Below are 21,471 nucleotides of genomic sequence, written 5' to 3'. Positions count from 1 at the left end.
TGGTGCCGACTACCGGAATCGAACTGGTGACCTACTGATTACAAGTCAGTTGCTCTACCTACTGAGCTAAGTCGGCACACTGTATTCTTTATGCTTTTGTTCGTGTTGTCACTTTCGTTAAGACACCAACAAATCAAATTGTGGTGCCCGGAGGCGGAATCGAACCACCGACACGAGGATTTTCAATCCTCTGCTCTACCGACTGAGCTATCCGGGCGACGAGGTGTATTAAAATGCTTTTCGTGCTTTAGGTCAACATGAAAATGCAAAAAAAATATCGTTTGTTGTTTTTCTATACTTAATGGGCTGTTTTTATCCATTTTGGATAAGAAATGTATAGAGAGCAAAAGGCGTTATCGTAAAAATCGACCGGAATAGTGAGGGGTAAAGAACAAAAAAGCACGCGAAGAGGCGTGCTTTTTGTTGCTCCAACGGTTTTTAGTGCTTAACAGTAAACTTACTTACCCAATTTTCTAGTTCATTGGCTAATTGAGCTAGGCTTTGTGTGCTGTTGTGACTCTCTGTCACTACGCTACTTAGCTGATTGCCGCTATCTTCAATCATATTGATACGTTGAGAAATATCGTCACTCACTTGGGTCTGTTCTGCCGCGGCAGTTGCAATTTGATGACTCATTTCGGTAATAGACTCCAGAGCGACAACGATCTGTTGCAAAGCCGCAGAGGCATTTTGAGATTCTTCAACGGTGCTTTCACTGGTTTCCGCACAGACTTCCATGGTGCTAATGGCATTTCGCGAGCCTTGCTGAAGGTTATTAATCATCAGTTGGATCTCTTTGGTACTGTCTTGAGTTCGTCCTGCTAAGTTACGTACCTCATCGGCAACGACTGCAAAGCCTCGGCCTTGTTCACCCGCTCGTGCCGCTTCAATGGCTGCGTTCAGTGCCAGCAAGTTTGTTTGTTCTGCAATATCACCGATTACATCTAAGACTTTAACAATATTATTAACGTCGCTGTCTAAATCAGCGACTGCTTTGCTCGCGGTACCCAACTGGCTAGCTAAGCCTTGGATGTTATCTACGGTGTTGTGAATCAGTTGTTGAGTATGCTGGCTTTGTTTATCTGCCTCTTCAGTATTACGCGCTGTATCACTTGCCGAGTCAGCAACGTTGTTTGCCGAAGAGGCCATTTCAGTCATTGCTGTTGCAATCATGGCGGTCGATTGTTGCTGAGAATCGGTTAATTGAGCGATGGTCGCAGAACGGCTTTCTACGTTCGCTAGCTCATTGCGAAGCGCATGCATAGATCCGTCTAGGTTGCTGACCAATTGCGCTAGTGACTGACTCATTTGCTGAACTGCTTCGTAGATACTTCCTGGAGCGGCCTTAGAAGCGAACGACGTTTGAATGGTACCATTGGCGACTTCTTGCACGGCTTTACGTACTTCTTGAGGTTCACCGCCTAATAGCGTGAGCATACGACGAATTGAGAACACCAATACGGCTAAAATAGCCCCCGCAATGATCAAACAGAGAACTAACTGCCATTGTGCCGTTGCCCAGAATCGAGCGTTGACCTCATTGAAACCTATCCCTGTGCCAACAACCCATCCCCATTTAGGGGTCTTTTGTGCAATAGAAAGTTTACTTTCAATGCTGCCATCGGCTTGTTTTTGCGTCCAAGTGTATTCAACGATCTGGCCTGTTTTACGACCTAAAACGTCTTGAATAAGTTGTCCGACACTATTGCCGTTACCATCTTTGAAATCATGGAAGCTGGTACCATGTAGCTGAGGGTCTAATGGTGTTGCTACAAACGTCATATTTTCATCGGCGACATAAACGTATTCATTATCTTTGTAGATATTGTTTCTCAATAGGCGAGTGGCAATGGCTTTGGCTTGCTGCTCTTCTAATGTGCCGTCAACGACCATTTTCTCCACTTCGCTTAGTATGCTGTAGGCACTTTTAAATAGCTCAGTAACTCGTTGCTTGTTATCAAAGTTGCTGGCAACACGCAGAGTCCATAACCCAGTAGCCGTTAAAGCGAGTAGAGCAATCAGGATAATTCCTGATAATAAATAAGCTTGTGTCTTTAGTTTCATATAATTGCTCACAAATTGATCATTCTGAAATTTAAAAGGGACAATTAGGTGTAGTTTATTTGTCTTGTCATCTTATTGTAGAACAGATTAAATATTTATCTGCTAGGGGGTCGAATATATTTCGTACCTAAAAAAAAGTCACTAAAATTGATAACTCTGGTGTATTCAAATGTGGCAAGTGAGAACAAGTTAAAGATTTGGTTGCAGTAACCGGATAGCGTGGGTGAGGTATAGCGTGGAAATAGAAGTTGGCGCGCTAGAAATGAAAAAAGCCAAGTCTTTCGACTTGGCTTCTTAAAGTGGCTCCTCCTGCTGGGCTCGAACCAGCGACCTGCGGATTAACAGTCCGTCGCTCTACCAACTGAGCTAAGGAGGAACTATTCTGTTTGTGTCTTACTTCGTAAGTACACCAAATAATGGTGCCTCGAGGCGGAATCGAACCACCGACACGAGGATTTTCAATCCTCTGCTCTACCGACTGAGCTATCGAGGCAAAAGAATGGTGCCGACTACCGGAATCGAACTGGTGACCTACTGATTACAAGTCAGTTGCTCTACCTACTGAGCTAAGTCGGCACACTGTATTCTTTATGCTTTTGTTCGTGTTGTCACTTTCGTTAAGACACCAACAAATCAAATTGTGGTGCCCGGAGGCGGAATCGAACCACCGACACGAGGATTTTCAATCCTCTGCTCTACCGACTGAGCTATCCGGGCGACGGAGCGCTATTAAACGGATTTTCGCTCTTGCCGTCAACTTGTTTTTAGAAAAAAATTCAAAAAAGTGGTTAAGTGCCGATTATTTAGCCGTTTTTAATGATTATGTTTTACCTGAGTTAAAATCCTTTTTGAATTTGGTAACTTTTTCTAAGTAACGACGTGCTTCGGCGTTAGGGTGCTTTTTCGTCAGCGCCCAATAAACCTGATTGGGTTGCAATGAGTTGAGGTCGTTCATCGCACGTTTGCGGTCATTACGGTTGAAAGTGTTCAATACACCACCAGTACCACCGTTGTACGCTGAAATCATGCTGTACTCCAACGAAGTTGGATGGTTCACGTCTTTCAAGTAACGATTTTTCAGGATGTAGAAGTAGGCAGTCCCAGTATCAATATTGTTTTCTGGGTTAAACAAGTACTCGGGTGTCGGCTCTCCTGAGCGTTTTTTGACTAACTTAAATACGTCTCGCCCTGCTGTTTTTGGTACGACTTGCATTAAACCATAAGCGTTTGCCCAGCTTACGGCATAGGGGTTGAAGCTACTTTCTGTTTTGATGATGGCGTAAATTAGGTCTTCAGGTATGTCGTACTTGCGGGATGCTCGTTGAACGATGTCTGCATATTTGTAGCTACGAATTTCAAACTGTTCCGCTACCATCGGAATTTCGACGTAATAGGCTTTCTTAAAATCTACGTCTTTGACTTTCAGCTTGTTGGCGATCAGATAATCTGCGAATCGATTAGCACGCCATGACCACTGAATAGGCTTGTTATCTTGGTCAACAACTTGTTGATAAAGAAATGGTTGGCCTTCCAAAGTGATTTCTTTAGAGGAAAAAAGGTCGACGTTTGAGGGATCATCTGGTGTCAGCAAAGTCGTGATGATGGCATTTTTTAGATGTGCCTTAGGATCCGTAGGAGAGACGGTTTCGATAGTAATCAAGCCTTTATCGAAGTTTACTTCTGAACGACTAAGATAGTTATCTATGTATTTTACGTAGTTACTTTTGCCCGCAAATTTAATTTCGTTGCGTCCCCAACGCTTTTCGATGTTGCCCGAAAAGCTGTTGATCAGTGCATCAAGTGCCGCTGTGTCTTTTTCAAACTGACCGGGCAGCTGAGCGAGATTTTTGGCAAAACGGTTCGTCGGTTCATAGTTCACATCATACAGGTTTTCAACAAACTCTCGGCTGCAACCTGTTAATGACATCGCGAGAAAAAAATACGCTAACTTCTTCATATATCTCCTAAAAAAATGACATCACTGCTGGCAATGATGTCATTTTTCCGTATCTCAATTCAGGCTAGGGTTACTCGCTAGGCGGAGTGTAGCCTTCAATATGGACTTCTTTACCTTCAAACAGGAAGTTAACCATTTCAGTTTCGATTAACTTACGGTGTTCAGGATCCATCATATTGAGTTTTTTTTCATTGATCAGCATGGTCTGTTTGTGTTGCCACTGTGCCCAAGCTTCTTTAGAAATATTATCAAAAATACGCTTTCCTAGTTCACCCGGATAAAGCTGAAAATCAAGACCATCAGCTTCTTTTTGTAGTCGAGCACAAAATACAGTGCGGCTCATAACGACTCCTTAAAATATGATTAACTTTGAAGTTCAAAAGGCAAGCTTTCCAGTAATTGCTTAACTGGCGCGGCTAAACCGATCTCTTCAGGTTGCGATAAGTTATACCAAAGACCTTTGCTTCCTTCCATTACCACATTGGGTTGCTTTGATAGGTCTACCAAAATTGGTGTGATATCGAGATGATAATGGCTAAAAGTATGGCGGAATGCGATCAACTGAGTCTGGTCTTTGATTGTATCCTCAGTAACATTACGTATATCAAGCTGATGGACGATATTGTCATCTTCAGCTTCAGGAAAACAGAACAACCCACCCCAAATTCCAGATTGAGGGCGTTGTTCCAGCCACACATGATTGTTGTGGTGTAGCATGACAAACCACGTTTCCTTAAACGGTTTCTCTTTTTTAGGCTTCTTACCTGGATAGTCGAGTGGATTACCCTGTTTGTTGGCAAGGCAGAAAGACTCGATAGGGCAGAGGGTACATTTTGGCTTACTGCGTGTACAGACCATCGCCCCCATATCCATCATCGCTTGGTTGTATTTGTCGACATCAACTGAGGGGGTGTGTTGTTCTGCATATTGCCACAATTGATTCTCAACATTTTTCTGTCCCGGCCATCCTTCTACCGCAAAGCTCCGAGCTAAAGTTCGCTTAACATTACCATCCAAAATAGCGTGTGGTTGCTTGTAAACGGAAGAGAGTATGGCGGCAGCAGTGGAGCGTCCAATTCCAGGTAATGCGTTCATCTCTTCAATGTTTAGTGGGAACTCTCCACCATATTGCTCGGTAACGACTTTTGCCGCTTTATGGAGGTTTCGTGCTCTGGCGTAGTAACCAAGTCCTGTCCACAGGTGTAAGACTTCATCTTGTTCCGCATTCGCGAGATCTACTACGGTTGGAAAGCGTTGCAGAAAACGTTGGTAATAGGGGATCACAGTGGCAACTTGGGTCTGTTGCAACATGATTTCAGACAGCCAAACGCTATAGGCGCTTTTATTTTGCTGCCAAGGTAGGCTCTTACGTCCATAGTTTTCATACCATTCGAGGATGGCGCTGGCGAAAGGGGTCACGACTTGCTCTGTTTATTTTGTTATCTAATCTTGCAAAATTGCACCATAGTTTATGGGTAAAGTACAACCGATAAACTGTGTGGAATTAGCTAAAAAACTTGCACCAGTGGCAATTCTTTGGATAATCACAATCCCTTTGAGTCGAGACCAATTTTTAGACAGGCAAAATCATGAGTGAAGTGACCACTAACGAGTACAACGAAGACGGTAAATTGATACGCAAAATTCGCAGCTTTGTTCGACGCGAAGGTCGTCTGACCAAGGGTCAAGAAAACGCGATGAATGAGTGTTGGCCAGCAATGGGTATAGATTACCAAAATGAACTTCTTGATTGGAAAGAGGTGTTTGGTAACGACAACCCTGTTGTTCTTGAAATTGGTTTTGGTATGGGGGCATCGCTGGTTGAAATGGCGAAAAATGCACCTGAGAAAAATTTTATCGGTATCGAAGTACATAGCCCAGGTGTTGGTGCTTGTTTGTCAGATGCGCGTGAAGCGGGTATCACTAACCTACGTGTTATGTGTCATGACGCGGTAGAAGTGTTTGCTAACATGATTCCAGATAGCAGCCTCGCCACTCTTCAACTGTTCTTCCCAGATCCGTGGCACAAAAAGCGTCACCACAAGCGCCGTATCGTTCAGCTAGATTTCGCTGAAATGGTTCGTCAAAAGCTGATTGAAGGCGAAGGTATTTTCCATATGGCAACTGACTGGGAAAACTACGCAGAGCATATGATTGAAGTGATGAACCAAGCGCCTGGTTTTGAAAACATCGCTCAAGATGGTGACTATATTCCACGTCCGGATGAGCGCCCGCTAACAAAATTTGAAGCACGTGGTCATCGCTTAGGCCATGGCGTTTGGGATATTAAGTACAAACGCGTAAAATAATTGTCCAACGTTATTGGCTGGTTAAGACGGCCAATCGCGCTGACGTGAAGAGATTTAAAAAGCCAACATTGATGTGTTGGCTTTTTTGACCCTATAAGAAAATAATAATAACTAATTGATTTTAAAGGTTACTGATGAAACCGACACAAGAAATCTTAATAGAAATCCTCGCTGAGGTACGCCCTCTTATTGGGCAAGGTAAAGTCGCTGATTATATTCCCGTATTGGCGAAAGTGCCTGCGTCTAAGCTAGGTATTGCTGTATTTACCAATCAAGGTGAAGTGATTAAAGCGGGGGATGCCGATGAGGCATTCTCAATTCAATCCATCTCTAAAGCGCTGAGTTTAACCTTGGCAATGTGCTTATATAAGCCAGAGGAAATTTGGGCAAGAGTCGGTAAAGAGCCTTCAGGTCAGGCATTTAACTCGCTGATTCAGTTGGAAATGGAACAGGGTATACCACGTAACCCCTTTATCAATGCGGGCGCAATTGTTGTCGCGGATTTGCTGAATAGCCGTCTCTCTGCACCTCGCCAGCGTTTGCTTGAGTTTGTTCGTCAGTTATCAGGCGATACACTTATCTGTTATGACAAGGTGGTAGCCGCCTCTGAGATGATGCACAGTGACCGTAATGCGGCTATCGCTTATCTCATGCGTTCTTTTGGTAATTTTGAGAACGATGTTATTCCGGTGCTCAATAACTACTTCCACGCCTGTGCACTCAAGATGAGCTGTGTCGATCTGGCCAAAACCTTCAGTTACCTAGCGAATAAGGGCTCATCAGTTCAAACTGGCAAACCAGTGATTACGCCAACTCAAACTAAGCAGTTGAATGCCTTGTTGGCTACCTGTGGTTTGTATGATGGTGCGGGTGAGTTTGCCTACCGAGTCGGTATGCCGGGTAAGTCTGGTGTAGGAGGCGGTATTATGGCAGTTGTGCCAGGAGAAATGACCATTGCAGTTTGGTCGCCTGAGCTAGATCCATCCGGTAACTCCCTAGCTGGTACAAAAGCATTAGAGTTGTTAGCAGAGAGAATTGGGCGATCGATATTTTAGAACGGACTCCGTCCTTCGAGATACTAGAACGCTTCGCTCCGAGAATCGAGTTCGGGCTGCGCCCTTCAAGAGGAGCTTGTGGTGAGCGAGTCGAAAGTTGCAGGCAGTGCTGGCTAAGATTTAATTTTAATTGTCTGATTTTTAAAGGAAAGGGTTGGTGCTGTGTGCCAACCCTTCAAAATTTTGTCGCTTCTCGCTTCTCGCTTCTCGCTTCTCGCTTCTCGCTTCTCGCTTCTCGCTTCTCGCTTACTCTTCTGCCATAAACGCTTCAAGTAAGTCATTCAAAAATAACTTTCCTTTCTCCGTTATCTGCCAGTGAGTGCTTGTCTCTGTGAGATAGCTTAGTCCAATCGCCCAGTTAATCGTCTCATCAATCGCCTCGAAACCAAGCCCTGTGGTGTCGAGAAAATCCTGTTTCGGACATGCTTCGATCAGGCGGAATCGATTCATAAAGAATTCGAAGGGGCGATCTTGTTCACTGACTTCCGTTTCGTCACTCAAGTAAGGTTTGACCATATTGTCATACGCCGCTAGATAGCCTCGCGGATGTTTGACTTTTGTGGTTCTAATAATGCGACCATCACTAAAGCTTATCTTTCCGTGAGAGCCACAACCAATACCAAGATAATCACCAAAACGCCAATAGTTGAGGTTATGCTGGCATTGATAACCAGGTTTACTGTAGCCGGAAATCTCGTACTGAACGTAGCCTGCTTCGGCTAACTTTTGATGTCCCAACTCAAAAATATCCCACAAGTCATCGTCATCGGGCAAGGTAGGCTGCTTGTAGTAGAACATGGTGTTAGGTTCTATGGTTAGCTGGTACCAAGATAAATGAGGAGGATCGAGTTCGATCGCTTTATCGAGATCGGCCAGAGCTTGATTGACAGACTGATCCGGTAATCCGTGCATGAGATCGAGGTTAAAGCTACTAAGACCGATTTGATGAGCCAGCTTAGCGGCATTGACCGCTTCATCCTTCCCATGAATTCGACCTAGCTTCTCAAGTTTTTGCTGCTCGAAGCTTTGCACACCGATGGAGATACGTGTTACTCCCGCTTTTCTATAGCCAGCAAAACGCTCCGCCTCAATCGTGCCAGGGTTGGCTTCCATGGTGATTTCTATGTCGGGTTTGAAAGGGATACGAGCTTCAATTCCTGATAGAAGTGCAGCAATACCTTGTGCCGATATCAGACTAGGAGTACCGCCACCGATAAAGATCGAGTGTAGCGGGCGCGGGTTATCATTGATCTGGTAACGCTCAATATCTGTGTCTAAATCTTGTAGCAGTGCTGCGATGTATTCATTTTCTGGGATCTCAGCCTTTAGAGCGTGAGAGTTAAAATCACAGTACGGGCACTTTTGTACACACCATGGGATGTGTACATAAAGACTTAGTGCTGGTGGGATAAGTTTGCTCATTGTCTATCGTTGACTGAGTAGTGATTAAAGCGGTTGTTCAGATAGAGTCGCGAACAACTGTTTGAGTGCTTTTCCGCGATGTGAAAGCTGTTTTTTACGTGCAGGTTCTAACTCAGCAGAAGCGCAGTTGTCTTCTGGTACGAAAAAGATTGGGTCATAACCGAAGCCATTTTCGCCGTGAGCTTCAGTGAGAATTCGTCCCTCCCACTTGCCGTGACAAACGACAGGAGTTGGATCATTTTCATGGCGCATTAACACGAGCACACAATGGAAACGAGCACTGCGCTGTTCTTCTGGCACCTCTTTCATTGCGTCGAGCAGCTTCTCAAGGTTTTGTTGGTCACTTGCACCTTCGCCAGCATAGCGAGCGGAGTAGATACCAGGGGCACCTTTGAGGGCGTCTACTTCTAAACCTGAATCATCAGCAATGGCAGCAAGACCGGTTTCTTTTGCCGCGTGGCGCGCCTTGATGATCGCATTCTCGATAAATGTGGTGCCAGTTTCAGCAACTTCAGAAACGTTGAATTCGCTTTGGGCTAACACTTCAAAACCAAAATCAGACAGTAGGTCTGCCATTTCGCGAACCTTACCTTGATTACCTGTCGCTAATACAATCTTGCTCATTGGATTCTGTCTCTTTGATGAACGAGAGTCATGCCGTTTGGCCATTACTCTTCTACGTAAAATTTCTGGGTGAACTTTAATCTTCCTGTGCCCTTAATGCCAGCATTAACATCCAAATCGAATGTCAGTTGTTCCTCTTGTGAAATAGGAAACTCCGCTAAGTAGTAAATAGCGTCGCCTTCCTGCACTTCGCGAAAGTTGAGCTGGCGAGTCTGGCCTAACAGGTTTTTGCTGGTACCGCTGATTTGAGCGGTAATGGCGGGTTTTCCTGCTTGCGAATTGTCTAACACACTGATGTTAAGGATCGCTGAATAGGCGTTACGTTTGAGCTTGTAATTCCTGGCAACCTGCGCCGTTAAAAAAGTAGAGTTGAAGGCAGAGTAGTGTACCTCAACATCTTTGATGGTTTTGAACTGACCTGCCCAGCTTGGTACAGCAAACAAGCTGATGAGTGCGAGTGTGATCCATTTCTTCATTGGGCTTCCTTCTTAAATTCGTTTCATTGACGAGTGATAAATAAAAAGCCATCAGATGATGGCTTGTACCTCATTGGGTATTTGTATTGGAGAACTGACCCTGACTTGTTTATGTCGGCCAAGTTCGCCTTTTTCTATGGTGATGAGTCCTTTGGCTACCTTGAACTGCTTTGCAAGGTACTTGCTCAGGTGAGCATTGGCTTTCCCATCCACCGGAGGTGCGGTTATTGCTACCTTGATCTCTTCACCATGTTGCCCAACGATCTTGTCTCTGCTTGCCTTGGGTTGGATGTAAAGGCGAAGAATCAGATCCTCGCCGTCAAACCAAGCTGCTTGTGACATTATAACTGATACCAGATTGGGCCAATAAGGTCGCCCATCAGAAAGTTAGCGAATTGTAGAGCAATAAAAAGTACTAACACACTCAAGTCAAAACCACCCATCGCTGGGATAACGCGACGGATAGGTGCGAGCATAGGTTCAGTAAGCTGATGGAACACGTATTCGATAGGACTGCGACCTTGACTCACCCAACTTAGGATAGCGCGGATTAATAGCACCCAGAAAAGTAGGCCACCCGCTGCTTTAATCAGTGACAATAGACCTAGGAATAGGAAGTCTGCACTGAAGGATACTGAGCCATTCGAAGCGATCAGAACCAGTGCGACGAATTTCAATACGCACAGTAGGTAGGCGAACAGAATTGTTGCTAAGTCTAGGCTGCCCGCAGATGGGATCATTCGACGTAGTGGAGCAATAACAGGCTGAGTTGCTTTTACAATGAATTGTGAAAACGGGTTGTAGAAGTCTGCGCGGGCAGCTTGCAACCAGATACGTAAGATCACCACCATGATGTAGAGATCAAACAGGGTGGAAATCAGAAAACTCATTGAATTCATAGGTGACCCTTATTTTCTAGAGCGTTGTGCTCTGGTAATTAAAACAGTTTTTCCATCTCTTCAGCGCGAGCAACGGCCGCCTGCATAGCTTTCGCTACTATATCTGAAAGTTGATGTTGATTGAATGTTCTTAGGGCTTCAGCCGTTGTTCCCCCTTTGGATGTCACGTTTTCACGTAGAATGGACAGTTCTGTGTCTGGGTTTTCAACGACCATGCTTGCCGCACCGAGCGCTGATTGCTGCACGAGCAGACGAGCTGTCTCTTTATCAAAACCTTGAGCGATGGCTTCTGCCTGCATGGCTTCCATAAACAAGAAAAAGTATGCAGGTGCACTTCCAGCAGCAGCAATGACGTTATTGATGCCAGATTCTTGCTCAACCCAACACACTTTGCCTACCGCTTGCATTAACTCAGCAGCAAAAGCTTTGTCTAGCGCTGTTACGTGTTCAGGAGCAAACAGGCCACTCATTCCTAGTCCCAATTGTGATGGTGTGTTGGGCATGACACGAACGATATTCAATGGACAACCGAGCATTTCGTTTAGACGTGAACACTGGATACCAGCCGCAATTGAAATCACCAACTTTCCTGAGAAGTCGATGCTTTGCAGTGGGCGGCAAACCTCTTCCATCATCTGAGGTTTAACCGACAGTACAATGACCTCTGCTTGTTGTGCCGCTGAGAAATTGTCGCTGGTGGTCTGGATACCATAACTTTGCTCTAATGGTAAGCGACGTGTCTCAGATGGGGCTGTTGCTGTGATAAGTTCTGCTGGGTAACCATCTGTGATTAAGCCAGACACAATGGCTTTAACCATATTGCCTGCGCCGATAAAGGCAATCTTCTTGTGTTCCATTAGTCTTTGTATCCTTTCAACAATTTATGCTTTGTTACTGTAATCGCGAGCACCAAAGATAGCGGTACCGATACGAACCATGGTGCTACCTGCTTCGATAGCGGCTTCCATATCACCACTCATGCCCATCGACAAGGTATCGATGTTTTGATCAGGAAAATGATGCGCGAGTTTCTCTTTGAGCGTTGCTAATTGAGTAAATGCCGCCAGTTGTGACTCATAGTCTGAAACATTAGCAGGGATTGACATCAATCCTCTTAAAGTGAGGTTCGGAAGCTGAGAAATCAACTCAGCAAGAGCAAAGATTTCATCGTCGTCAATGCCGGACTTTGATGCTTCGCCACTGGTATTTACTTGAATCAGAACCTGAATCGGCTCGAGGCCTTCTGGACGCTGATCGTTGAGACGTTGAGCTATCTTAGTTCTATCGACGGTATGTACCCAGTCAAAGCTTTCTGCAACATGGCGCGACTTATTGGACTGTATTGGGCCAATAAAGTGCCATTCTAAGTTCAGTTCAGGGTGATGCTGAGTGAAGTGGGCGACTTTATTTGCCCCCTCTTGGACGTAGTTCTCTCCAAATGCGACTTGCCCAGCTTGAGCAGCTTCAAGGATAGCTTCGACAGGCTTAGTCTTGCTGACGGCGAGAAGTTGCACTGAGTCCCGACCGCGTCCACACTTTTGTTGTGCGACCTCAATCTGTGAGGTGATCTGTTCAATATTTTGTTGAATACTAGTCATAGCAGATTTTACTTAAGGATTTTAAATGGATATCGCTGAATTACTGGATTTTAGTGTAAAGCATAATGCTTCAGATCTACATCTTTCTGCTGGAGTATCTCCAATGGTAAGGATAGATGGTGAAGTAAGAAAGCTTGGCGTACCAGCTTTTAATCATGCGGATGTGCATCGATTGATATTTGATGTGATGAACGACGCTCAAAGAAGCGAGTTTGAAGAGCGACTCGAAGTCGACTTTTCGTTCGAGTTACCTGACGTTGGGCGATTTCGTGTCAATGCGTTCAATCAGGCTCGAGGCTGTGCAGCGGTGTTCCGTACCATCCCTATGACGATTCCGACCTTAGAACAGTTAGACACTCCGCCCATCTTTGAAAAAATTGCCAATATGGAAAAAGGGTTGGTATTGGTGACTGGGCCAACGGGCTCTGGAAAATCGACCACGCTCGCAGCGATGGTGGACTACATTAACCGTCACCACAACAAGCATATCCTCACGATTGAAGACCCGATTGAATTTGTTCACAGCAACAACAAATGCTTAGTCAATCAGCGTGAAGTCCACCGTGACACACACAATTTTAGTAACGCTTTACGCAGTGCTTTACGCGAAGACCCAGATGTTATTCTGGTCGGGGAGTTACGAGATAAAGAGACGATCAGTTTAGCGCTAACTGCGGCCGAAACCGGTCATTTGGTGTTTGGGACTCTGCACACTAGCTCGGCGGCAAAAACCATTGACCGCATTATTGATGTATTCCCTGGTAGCGATAAAGAAATGGTGCGCTCAATGCTCTCTGAATCATTGCGAGCGGTTATTGCACAAAAACTGCTGAAACGTATTGGTGGCGGGCGTACAGCTTGCCATGAAATCATGATGGCGACACCTGCAATTCGCAACCTTATTCGTGAGGATAAAGTCGCACAGATGTTGTCTGTAATTCAAACCGGAGCGGCTCATGGGATGCAGACCATGGAGCAGAATGCCAAACAGTTGATAGCACAAGGCTTGGTTGAGCCAGATGAAGTTGCTAAGAAAATAGAACTTGAAACGTCTATGTTCTGATTGAGTGGAAACGGTATGGATATTGATGTTTTTTTAGAGCAGATGATCGATCAAAAGTCGTCAGATCTCTATATTACGGTTGGGGCTCCGGTTCTTTATCGTGTGGATGGTGAGCTGCGTCCCCAAGGTGATAAACTTTCACATGCGGTGGTGAGTTCCTTGCTTGAAAGTATGATGGATAGAGAGCGCCAGCATGAGTTTCATGCTAGTAAAGAGGCTAACTTTGCTATCGTCCGTCACTTTGGACGATTCCGTGTGTCGGCTTTCTATCAGCGAGAGCTGCCCGGCGCCGTTATTCGCCGAATTGAAACAAGGATTCCCACCTTTGAGGAACTCAAACTTCCTGAAGTATTGAGAGAACTGGCTACCGCTAAGAGGGGACTAGTTCTTGTCGTTGGGGCGACGGGTTCGGGTAAATCGACCACCATGGCGGCGATGACTGGTTATCGCAATACTCATCAGTCGGGGCATATTTTAACGGTTGAAGACCCGATTGAGTTTGTTCACGAGCATCAGCGCTGCATTGTGACTCAACGTGAAGTCGGTTTAGATACAGAAAGCTATGAAGTTGCATTGAAGAATTCGTTGCGTCAGGCTCCTGATATGATTCTGATTGGAGAAATACGTTCGCGTGAAACAATGGAATACGCAATGACATTTGCTGAGACAGGCCATCTCTGTATGGCGACTCTGCATGCCAATAACGCCAATCAGGCTCTTGAACGCATTTTACATTTGGTACCCAAAGAGCAAAAAGAACAATTCCTGTTCGATTTGTCGATGAATCTTCGTGGTGTGATTGGTCAGCAACTGATTCGAGATAAAAACGGTCAGGGTCGTCATGGTGTCTTTGAAGTGTTGCTCAATAGTCCAAGAGTTTCTGATCTTATTCGACGTGGCGACTTGCATGAGTTAAAAGCAACAATGGCTAAGTCGAATGAGGTGGGGATGCAAACCTTTGATCAGGCACTGTATAAGTTAGTAACCGAGAATCAAATTAGCGAGGAAGATGCACTTCATAGTGCAGATTCGGCCAATGATCTCAGAATCATGCTTAAAACGCAGCGTGGCAATGGTTCAAGTGGCAGTGCGTTGAGTAATGTTAAGATTGATATGGATTAGGGGGGAGAAGAACGCTTCTCGCTACCCGTATTGCGCCTCAAACCAGCTTTCAAGAATGACGACCGCTGACTGGCAGTCGACATTCCCTTTGCTTAGTGCTTTGTAGCCACCCATTTCGAACAAGTCTGCGCGTGCTTCCATGGTTGATAAGCGTTCGTCATGCAGTTCGACGGCTAAGCCAAAACGGCCATGTAGGCGGTTAGCAAACTTCTTCGCTCTTGGCGTAATGGTTTCAAGATCTTTGCCATGCAGGTCGGTAGGCAAACCCACCACTAGTAGATCCGGTTGCCACTCTTTGATTTGCTTTTCGATGTCATCCCAATTTGGGATTCCATCATTAGCTTTAAAAGCTTTCAACGGAGAAGCGGTACCCGTAATTTCCTGTCCTATCGCACTACCAATACTTTTAGTGCCAAAGTCAAATGCCATAATTGTTCTAGACATGTTTCTCTTCGTTATTGTTGTTACGCGTGGCCAATATCACTAGAAAGTTGGGCGACATCAATACCAAGCATCTGTACTGCCTTTTGCCAGCGTTCATTGATTGGAGTATCGAACATCACATTGGGATCCGCCTCAACCGTTAACCATGAGTTCTCTGACAGCTCTATCTCTAGCTGACCAGCTTCCCAGCCAGAATAGCCTAATGCGACCAGATAATGGTGAGGTTCAGCTTCTGTCCCGAGTACACCTAGAATATCACGAGATGTAGTGACGGAGATTTTATCCGTCATCTTGATGCTGGATTCATATTCGTCTTTAGGCTGGTGGAGTATAAAACCACGATCTTCCGAGACAGGGCCACCGTTGAGTACAGGCTTGTCTAAGCTGTCGGTTAAGAGTTTCGGATGAACTGACTCGACATCGACTTTCTCTAACATTTTGCCGATGGTGATGTCGATAGGAGCATTAATCATTAAACCCATCGCCCCATCTTCGTTGTGTTCGCAAACGTAAATCACGCTGCGCTGGAAGTAGGGATCTTTCATGCCCGGCATTGCCACTAAAAAATGGTTGGTTAAATTCATAAACACTCCCACTTAAATATGGGCAACCCTATAGGTTGCCCTAACAGTTTAGGCGTTTAGTCGACGTTCAATGGCGTCCATGAGTTTGCCAGTGATCGACACATCAAATGCCGCTTCGATTTCACGAATACAAGTTGGGCTAGTTACGTTTATCTCTGTTAGCTTGTCACCGATGACGTCTAAGCCAACAAATATCAGCCCTTTTTCTTTAAGTGTAGGCGCTACAGCTTCAGCTATCTTTTTATCTGTCTCACTAAGTGGTCTCGCTTCACCTGTTCCGCCCGCTGCCAAGTTGCCACGTGTTTCACCTTTCGCAGGAATACGTGCCAAACAATAAGGCATTGGCTCGCCATCTACGACTAGGATGCGCTTGTCACCGTTGCTGATATCAGGAACGAATGTTTGTGCCATTGCGTAGTTTTGACCGTGGTTGGTCAAGGTTTCAATGATGACGGATACGTTTGGATCATTCTCTTTGACGCGGAAGATAGACGCGCCACCCATGCCGTCTAGAGGTTTTAAGATCACGTCGCCATGCTGTTCACGGAACGCTTTAATTCTTTCTGCTTTTCGAGTCACTATTGTGGTTGGAGTAAGTTCTGGGAACCATGCAGTGAACAGTTTTTCGTTACAATCACGTAGGCTTTGTGGCTTGTTTACGATCAGGGTGCCTTGCTCTTCTGCACGCTCTAAAATATAGGTTGCGTAGATGTACTCAGTGTCAAATGGAGGATCTTTACGCATGAGAACGACATCGAGCTCGGATAACTCGATGGTTTGCTCAGATTTAAACTCGTACCAACCTGTTGGATCTTCTTTAAGTTCTACGATCTTGGTATCTGCGATCGCAACACCTTGTTCAAGGTGAAGATCGTTCATTTCCATGTAATGGATCTGATAGCCGCGGCGCTGCGCTTCAAGCATCATGGCAAAGCTAGAGTCTTTTTTGATGTTAATGGACGAAATAGGGTCCATCACAATACCTAATTTGATCATTGTCTTTCTCCGTTTAACCAAGATCGCCGAAACGAACTTGCAAGGCTGTAATTGCCGTAAGGGCTGCTGTCTCAGTACGTAAAACACGTGGGCCGAGCAGCGTTTCTTCGAAATTGTACTTTTCCGTCATGCCGATTTCTTCAGCGGATAAACCACCTTCAGGACCAATCAGTAGACGCACTTTTTCTACAGGCGTAGGTAAAGTATTAATCGAGTACTTGGCGCGTGGATGTAGGTTGAGTTTTAAGCCGTCATACTCTTCACCACACCATTCCTCAAGCTGCATGACAGGGCGAATCTCTGGTACTGTATTTCGACCACATTGCTCACACGCACTGATTGCTATTTTTTGCCATTGAGCGAGTTTCTTCTCAAAGCGTTTTTGATCGAGTTTCACGCCACAGCGCTCAGAGATTAGGGGAGTAATGGTGTTCACACCTAGCTCAACAGACTTTTGAATGGTGAACTCCATCTTATCACCACGAGAGATGACTTGACCTAAGTGGAGATCTAATGGTGATTCACTGCTACGCTCAATACGTTCAGTGACGTCTACTTCCACGGATTTTTTGCTCACATCACTGATGAGTGCCGGAAACTCTGCGCCACTCCCGTCAAACAGCAACACTTGCTGACCTTCCTTCATTCTCAGCACTCGACCGATATGACCAGCTGCTTCTTCACTTAGTAACAAACGTCCAAGCTGAGTTATGGTTTCTGGGTGATAAATTCGTGGGATTCGCATTGTATTTCGACTTCCGGCAACAGATTTTGAGTTAACTTCTAACATGGATGCTTTGCATTGAAAAAACAAGGGGCAAGCAGAGTTTCCAGTGCTTTACTGAAAACTCTAAAGGTATTTAACGCGCTTGGCAGGCTTCGTAAACAAACGGATTGTGATTGCCTTGAATTTTGTCGATGCGTCTATCTCGTTCACACTCCCACTTGTCTACTGGAAACTGCTTATTCCAAGCATTCATAAGATTACGTTGCTGCTTGGACAAATTGAATCCATATTCTTGGCTCATATAGAGATAGGTTCTTGCGATGGCGCCTTTGGCACGATCTGGGGGCATTGCTTTACGTTCCTTGAAATTGACCTGCATTTCACATTGGCCATAGGTGACTCCATCGATACCATTCCACTGGCTGAAATTGAAATTGGAACGATCACCGTTCACCTCTCCTATGGCTGGCGTAAGGTTGTGGAGGTCAGCTTCCATCTGACGAAACTGTTTGTCATTCTTGGAACAATTTTTCCTTCCGCCGTTTTGCCAACATTGGAGTTGGTGACCAAATTGCCAGGCAGGCACAACATGCTCCCATTCGATACGTGAGGCACGTTGTTGCTGTTTGCGAACTTTGTAGCCACACGACTCTAAGTCAGGGATGCCTTTCTTTCCCTTCCAATCAATGTCACACCCGCAGTAGAAACTCGTTGGGTGATCGGCGTAAATTTTAACGGCTTCTTTCTTTGCTTGGCTGAACGAAGCGGGCGGAGCAGCTTGAGATAGGGGGCTTAAAATCATTGCTGCAAGAGCGATGAGCAGATGTTTTTGCATGATAGTTAAGTGTTAGAAAAGCATTAGAAACTGGAGTCTAACACGCAACTCTGCATTAAATAATTGATAAATTTCGAATTTAGAAAAGTTGTTTGCCCGTGTAGGCAAGCGTTTGATGGCACTGCTGACAGCGATAGCTTGCTTGTTGTCTCAAAACCTTATTGTGGCGACGAATCGTTAACGGGTACAAGGAGCACTGACAGCGATATTCGAACGTTTTTCCTTGAACCGAGATAGTTTCGAAACGGTGTGTTGTCCGAGCGGGTATTTTAAACACAGACTCCATGACTGCTTGCCACTCTTTTCCATGAGGACGGACTCGCCCATACACTTGATAGGTGACTAAGTGGGCAACTTCATGGGGAATGACTTCTGCAAAGAAGGCGTGTTTGTTCTCTCTAAAAAGGACTGGATTGAGGCGAATTTCATTGAGCTGTAGAAATGCTTTACCGGCAGCTTTTCCTCTGAGTTTAAAGTTAAGGCTGGGGATGGAGAAACGGCGCTCAAAGGCTTGTTGTGCTGTATCTATGCATTCCGCAATCACCTTGTTTGCTCGATATTCTAATTCTATGTCCAAGCCACACTCCCAAAAAAATCGCCCCATAAGCAGGGGCGAATGATATACCGGAACAGCATGAAGTGCGACCTAAGGGTGATGTTTCTTTTTGATCGTTTCATGGTAGGCATGCCAAGTACCATAACCAAGAATTGGCATGGTAAAGAGCATTCCAATACCGTAAGTGGCAAAACCAACCAAAATACCGCCACAGATCAGTGCGGCCCAGACGATCATCGCGGGAATGTTCGATTTGACGGCATTAAAGCTAGTGAACACAGCAGTCATCATATCGACTCGGCGTTCCATCATTAGTGGAATAGAAAACGCTGAAATACTAAAGACGATACTCGCTAGAACAAAACCGACCAAAGAGCCTATAACGAGAAATGGCATAAACTCACTTAAAGGCGCACCCTGAACCGATGGGTAAAGAGCATGAAGCAGTGCTGCGATACGCATCCAGAAAATCATACAAACCGCGAGTAACACTGCAAAAGCCCATTGTGAACTTGAGTTACGTCCAATGGCTTTCATTGAGTGCATCAAACTGGCGCTATGGCCTCTCTCTCTTTCCCAGCTAGCATCATACAATCCAAGCGCAAGGAATGGACCAATTAACATATAGACGACTAAGCTCGGCATGACGACAAGGTGAGTTCCTTGCCATTGCACAAGTAATACAATACCGATTGCGGCAGCCATAAAGCATAAGCCATAAAAGGCACTAATAAGCGGCATTCGGACGAAGTCATGTAGACCGAGTGCGAGCCAGTGGAATGGGGCAGATATGCTTACCTGATTGCAAGGGATTGTGCGAGCATATTCCGCATCTGAGACTTCCTTTCGTTTATCGTTGAAGTCCTGTGGATTCACCGTACGAGGCATACATCCTCCTTGATCGATTCTCTACGTTGACTAAATTCGTTGGCAAATTTAGCGTTTGATACTCGATGCCCGGCTTGCCGACGTCTGTGATGTAAGCGGCGCATCAGTCTATGTTAACCATCAGTACAATACTGAATTCGAGGTGTTAACATATTTTTAACTATTGACCCCATGACAAAAAAATACAACGTTGAGAAGCGATTTTTATTGGTAATAAAAAAGGCCTCTGGTTGTCCAGAGGCCTCGATGTATCAGCTAAGTGATTGTCACTAAATTACTTTAATCCAGCGAACTCACGTAGAATTGCTGCTTTGTCAGTCGCTTCCCAAGGGAACTCTTCACGACCGAAGTGACCGTATGCAGCCGTCTTCTTATAGATTGGTTGAAGTAGGTTAAGCATTTCTTGTAGACCGTATGGGCGTAGGTCGAAGTGCTGACGAACTGCTTCAATGATGATTTCTTGAGAAACTTTTTCAGTACCAAAAGTTTCAACCATGATAGACGTTGGATCTGCAACACCAATCGCGTAAGACAATTGGATTTCACAACGATCAGCAAGACCTGCCGCTACGATGTTTTTCGCAACATAACGAGCTGCGTAAGCCGCAGAACGGTCTACTTTTGATGGATCTTTACCAGAGAATGCACCACCACCGTGACGCGCTGCGCCGCCGTATGTATCAACGATGATCTTACGACCAGTCAGACCACAGTCACCCATAGGACCACCGATAACAAAACGACCTGTTGGGTTGATGAAGAACTTGGTCTCTTTGTTGATCCACTCTGTAGGTAGTACTGGCTTGATGATCTCTTCCATTACTGCTTCACGTAGGTCTGGAGTTGAGATTGTGTCACAGTGCTGAGTAGAAAGAACAACCGCATCGATACCAACGATTTTGCCTTCATCGTACTGGAAAGTAACCTGAGATTTCGCATCTGGGCGCAACCAAGGTAGAGTGCCGTTCTTACGTACTTCAGCTTGTTTTTGCACAAGACGATGAGAGTAAGTAATTGGTGCTGGCATTAGGATTTCAGTTTCGTTAGTTGCGTAACCGAACATAATACCTTGGTCACCCGCACCTTGCTCTTTAGGATCTGCTTTATCAACACCTTGGTTGATATCTGGTGACTGTTTACCGATCGTATTTAGAACTGCACAAGAGTTAGCATCAAAGCCCATGTCTGAGTGAACGTAGCCGATTTCACGAACAGTTTGGCGAGTGAGCTCTTCGATATCTACCCATGCAGATGTCGTGATTTCACCACCAACCATTACCATGCCGGTTTTTACATAAGTTTCACACGCAACACGTGCTTTTGGATCTTGTTCTAGGATCGCATCAAGGACTGCATCAGAAATCTGGTCTGCAATTTTATCTGGATGGCCTTCTGATACTGACTCAGAAGTGAACAGGTGCTTAGCCATGTGAGCTCCATTTCTATTATTAATTGAGCAGAAGGGAAGTCTTCTACAAAAAATTATTAGTACAAACTGTAGGTGTTTCTACATCTAGACGTCTATTTTAGTTTTGACCGTTCGAATTACAAGCTCTTTTTTTCTTAGAAGCAAAACTAAACGTTTGCGTTGCTAATATGAAGATTGCGTGCTTCCTCTATGAAGTTAGACCAAAAGATAGAATATTTGTGAATAAACTGGCTGGAAAACGTTTGCAGAGCTAACAGTGCTTTGAGAGAATTGTCGCCCACTTACATTTATGATTCGCTTAATGCACTCAGGAGCTGACATGTCTTCTCGTCAACATCTCGCTAACGCAATCCGCGCTCTAAGCATGGATGGTGTACAACAAGCTAACTCTGGTCACCCAGGCGCACCTATGGGTATGGCTGA

24 protein-coding genes and 6 tRNA genes are annotated in these 21,471 nt (G+C 45.2%); 5 read left to right on the top strand and 25 right to left on the bottom strand.

All coding sequences use genetic code 11. From position 1 onward, the window contains the following. The 10 genes from ACQEXR_RS17995 to mutY all read right to left on the bottom strand — a co-directional run bounded on the left by ACQEXR_RS17995 (position 1) and on the right by mutY (position 5,440). A tRNA-Thr gene (locus ACQEXR_RS17995) sits at positions 1 to 76 on the bottom strand. Between the two features lie 65 nt (positions 77 to 141). Next, positions 142 to 217 (bottom strand) — tRNA-Phe (locus ACQEXR_RS17990). 221 nt (positions 218 to 438) lie between these two features. After that, a complete protein-coding gene (locus ACQEXR_RS17985; RefSeq protein ID WP_138971435.1) occupies positions 439 to 2,064 on the bottom strand; it encodes a methyl-accepting chemotaxis protein in 1,626 nt (541 codons plus the stop codon). Positions 2,065 to 2,364: 300 nt separating this feature from the next. After that, positions 2,365 to 2,440, bottom strand: a tRNA-Asn gene (locus ACQEXR_RS17980). Between the two features lie 41 nt (positions 2,441 to 2,481). Then, positions 2,482 to 2,557: transfer RNA gene (locus ACQEXR_RS17975), tRNA-Phe, on the bottom strand. 7 nt (positions 2,558 to 2,564) lie between these two features. After that, positions 2,565 to 2,640 (bottom strand) — tRNA-Thr (locus ACQEXR_RS17970). 65 nt (positions 2,641 to 2,705) lie between these two features. Further along, a tRNA-Phe gene (locus ACQEXR_RS17965) sits at positions 2,706 to 2,781 on the bottom strand. A 103-nt stretch (positions 2,782 to 2,884) separates the two neighbouring features. Further along, complete coding sequence (gene mltC, locus ACQEXR_RS17960; protein ID WP_331418039.1) at positions 2,885 to 4,021, bottom strand: membrane-bound lytic murein transglycosylase MltC; 1,137 nt, start codon at positions 4,019 to 4,021, stop codon at positions 2,885 to 2,887. Between the two features lie 70 nt (positions 4,022 to 4,091). Then, on the bottom strand, positions 4,092 to 4,364 hold the full coding sequence (locus ACQEXR_RS17955; RefSeq protein WP_138971437.1) for an oxidative damage protection protein: 273 nt from the start codon (positions 4,362 to 4,364) through the stop codon (positions 4,092 to 4,094). Between the two features lie 20 nt (positions 4,365 to 4,384). Continuing rightward, entirely contained in the window at positions 4,385 to 5,440 is a 1,056-nt protein-coding gene (mutY, locus tag ACQEXR_RS17950; RefSeq protein ID WP_138971438.1) for an A/G-specific adenine glycosylase, read from the bottom strand. Positions 5,441 to 5,610: 170 nt separating this feature from the next. Between mutY and trmB the strand changes: the two genes are divergently transcribed. Further along, the gene (trmB, locus tag ACQEXR_RS17945) at positions 5,611 to 6,330 is read left to right on the top strand and encodes a tRNA (guanosine(46)-N7)-methyltransferase TrmB (protein ID WP_269378546.1); all 720 of its coding nucleotides are present in this window, start codon (positions 5,611 to 5,613) and stop codon (positions 6,328 to 6,330) included. Between the two features lie 134 nt (positions 6,331 to 6,464). Further along, entirely contained in the window at positions 6,465 to 7,385 is a 921-nt protein-coding gene (glsB, locus tag ACQEXR_RS17940; protein WP_427020866.1) for a glutaminase B, read from the top strand. Positions 7,386 to 7,631: 246 nt separating this feature from the next. Here glsB and hemW read toward each other — a convergent pair whose 3' ends face one another. The 7 genes from hemW to ACQEXR_RS17905 are packed head-to-tail and all read right to left on the bottom strand — an operon-like array spanning position 7,632 to position 12,404. Next, positions 7,632 to 8,807, bottom strand: a complete 1,176-nt coding sequence (hemW, locus tag ACQEXR_RS17935; protein ID WP_138971442.1) for a radical SAM family heme chaperone HemW — start codon at positions 8,805 to 8,807, stop codon at positions 7,632 to 7,634. Between the two features lie 24 nt (positions 8,808 to 8,831). Then, on the bottom strand, positions 8,832 to 9,431 hold the full coding sequence (locus ACQEXR_RS17930; RefSeq protein WP_331418042.1) for an XTP/dITP diphosphatase: 600 nt from the start codon (positions 9,429 to 9,431) through the stop codon (positions 8,832 to 8,834). A gap of 44 nt (positions 9,432 to 9,475) precedes the next feature. Further along, on the bottom strand, positions 9,476 to 9,907 hold the full coding sequence (locus ACQEXR_RS17925) for a DUF4426 domain-containing protein (RefSeq protein WP_427020865.1): 432 nt from the start codon (positions 9,905 to 9,907) through the stop codon (positions 9,476 to 9,478). Positions 9,908 to 9,958: 51 nt separating this feature from the next. After that, positions 9,959 to 10,249: a DUF167 family protein YggU gene (yggU, locus tag ACQEXR_RS17920; protein WP_138970665.1), complete on the bottom strand. Its 291-nt coding sequence runs from the start codon at positions 10,247 to 10,249 to the stop codon at positions 9,959 to 9,961. Continuing rightward, complete coding sequence (locus ACQEXR_RS17915; protein WP_138970666.1) at positions 10,249 to 10,806, bottom strand: YggT family protein; 558 nt, start codon at positions 10,804 to 10,806, stop codon at positions 10,249 to 10,251. Before ACQEXR_RS17915 ends, yggU begins: the two co-directional genes overlap by 1 nt. A 38-nt stretch (positions 10,807 to 10,844) precedes the next feature. After that, complete coding sequence (proC, locus tag ACQEXR_RS17910) at positions 10,845 to 11,663, bottom strand: pyrroline-5-carboxylate reductase (RefSeq protein WP_427020864.1); 819 nt, start codon at positions 11,661 to 11,663, stop codon at positions 10,845 to 10,847. Positions 11,664 to 11,687: 24 nt separating this feature from the next. Beyond that, entirely contained in the window at positions 11,688 to 12,404 is a 717-nt protein-coding gene (locus tag ACQEXR_RS17905) for a YggS family pyridoxal phosphate-dependent enzyme (protein ID WP_138970668.1), read from the bottom strand. Positions 12,405 to 12,429: 25 nt separating this feature from the next. Here ACQEXR_RS17905 and ACQEXR_RS17900 point away from each other — a divergent pair, with 25 nt between their 5' ends. Beyond that, the gene (locus ACQEXR_RS17900) at positions 12,430 to 13,467 is read left to right on the top strand and encodes a type IV pilus twitching motility protein PilT (RefSeq protein ID WP_138970669.1); all 1,038 of its coding nucleotides are present in this window, start codon (positions 12,430 to 12,432) and stop codon (positions 13,465 to 13,467) included. Positions 13,468 to 13,482: 15 nt separating this feature from the next. Further along, positions 13,483 to 14,589: a PilT/PilU family type 4a pilus ATPase gene (locus ACQEXR_RS17895; protein WP_138970670.1), complete on the top strand. Its 1,107-nt coding sequence runs from the start codon at positions 13,483 to 13,485 to the stop codon at positions 14,587 to 14,589. 21 nt (positions 14,590 to 14,610) lie between these two features. Here ACQEXR_RS17895 and ruvX read toward each other — a convergent pair whose 3' ends face one another. The 8 genes from ruvX to metK all read right to left on the bottom strand — a co-directional run bounded on the left by ruvX (position 14,611) and on the right by metK (position 21,048). Next, positions 14,611 to 15,033: a Holliday junction resolvase RuvX gene (ruvX, locus tag ACQEXR_RS17890; protein WP_138970671.1), complete on the bottom strand. Its 423-nt coding sequence runs from the start codon at positions 15,031 to 15,033 to the stop codon at positions 14,611 to 14,613. A 20-nt stretch (positions 15,034 to 15,053) separates the two neighbouring features. After that, on the bottom strand, positions 15,054 to 15,617 hold the full coding sequence (locus ACQEXR_RS17885) for a YqgE/AlgH family protein (protein WP_427020863.1): 564 nt from the start codon (positions 15,615 to 15,617) through the stop codon (positions 15,054 to 15,056). A gap of 48 nt (positions 15,618 to 15,665) precedes the next feature. After that, positions 15,666 to 16,613, bottom strand: a complete 948-nt coding sequence (gene gshB / locus ACQEXR_RS17880; protein ID WP_331418048.1) for a glutathione synthase — start codon at positions 16,611 to 16,613, stop codon at positions 15,666 to 15,668. A 13-nt stretch (positions 16,614 to 16,626) separates the two neighbouring features. Further along, positions 16,627 to 17,358, bottom strand: a complete 732-nt coding sequence (gene rsmE, locus ACQEXR_RS17875) for a 16S rRNA (uracil(1498)-N(3))-methyltransferase (protein WP_331418053.1) — start codon at positions 17,356 to 17,358, stop codon at positions 16,627 to 16,629. Between the two features lie 115 nt (positions 17,359 to 17,473). Continuing rightward, complete coding sequence (gene endA, locus ACQEXR_RS17870; protein ID WP_427020862.1) at positions 17,474 to 18,175, bottom strand: deoxyribonuclease I; 702 nt, start codon at positions 18,173 to 18,175, stop codon at positions 17,474 to 17,476. A 79-nt stretch (positions 18,176 to 18,254) separates the two neighbouring features. Further along, a complete protein-coding gene (locus ACQEXR_RS17865) occupies positions 18,255 to 18,752 on the bottom strand; it encodes a SprT family zinc-dependent metalloprotease (protein WP_331418050.1) in 498 nt (165 codons plus the stop codon). A gap of 69 nt (positions 18,753 to 18,821) precedes the next feature. Beyond that, positions 18,822 to 19,619: a DUF2189 domain-containing protein gene (locus ACQEXR_RS17860; protein ID WP_331418051.1), complete on the bottom strand. Its 798-nt coding sequence runs from the start codon at positions 19,617 to 19,619 to the stop codon at positions 18,822 to 18,824. Between the two features lie 274 nt (positions 19,620 to 19,893). Further along, the gene (gene metK, locus ACQEXR_RS17855; RefSeq protein WP_269378563.1) at positions 19,894 to 21,048 is read right to left on the bottom strand and encodes a methionine adenosyltransferase; all 1,155 of its coding nucleotides are present in this window, start codon (positions 21,046 to 21,048) and stop codon (positions 19,894 to 19,896) included. Positions 21,049 to 21,367: 319 nt separating this feature from the next. Between metK and ACQEXR_RS17850 the strand changes: the two genes are divergently transcribed. Then, on the top strand, positions 21,368 to 21,471 hold a 104-nt coding region (locus ACQEXR_RS17850), incomplete at its 3' end, for a hypothetical protein (RefSeq protein ID WP_427020867.1).

It is taken from the genome of Vibrio sp. TRT 2004 (genome assembly GCF_050113735.1).
Taxonomy (GTDB): domain Bacteria; phylum Pseudomonadota; class Gammaproteobacteria; order Enterobacterales; family Vibrionaceae; genus Vibrio.
This window is presented reverse-complemented; position numbering and strand designations above follow the sequence as displayed.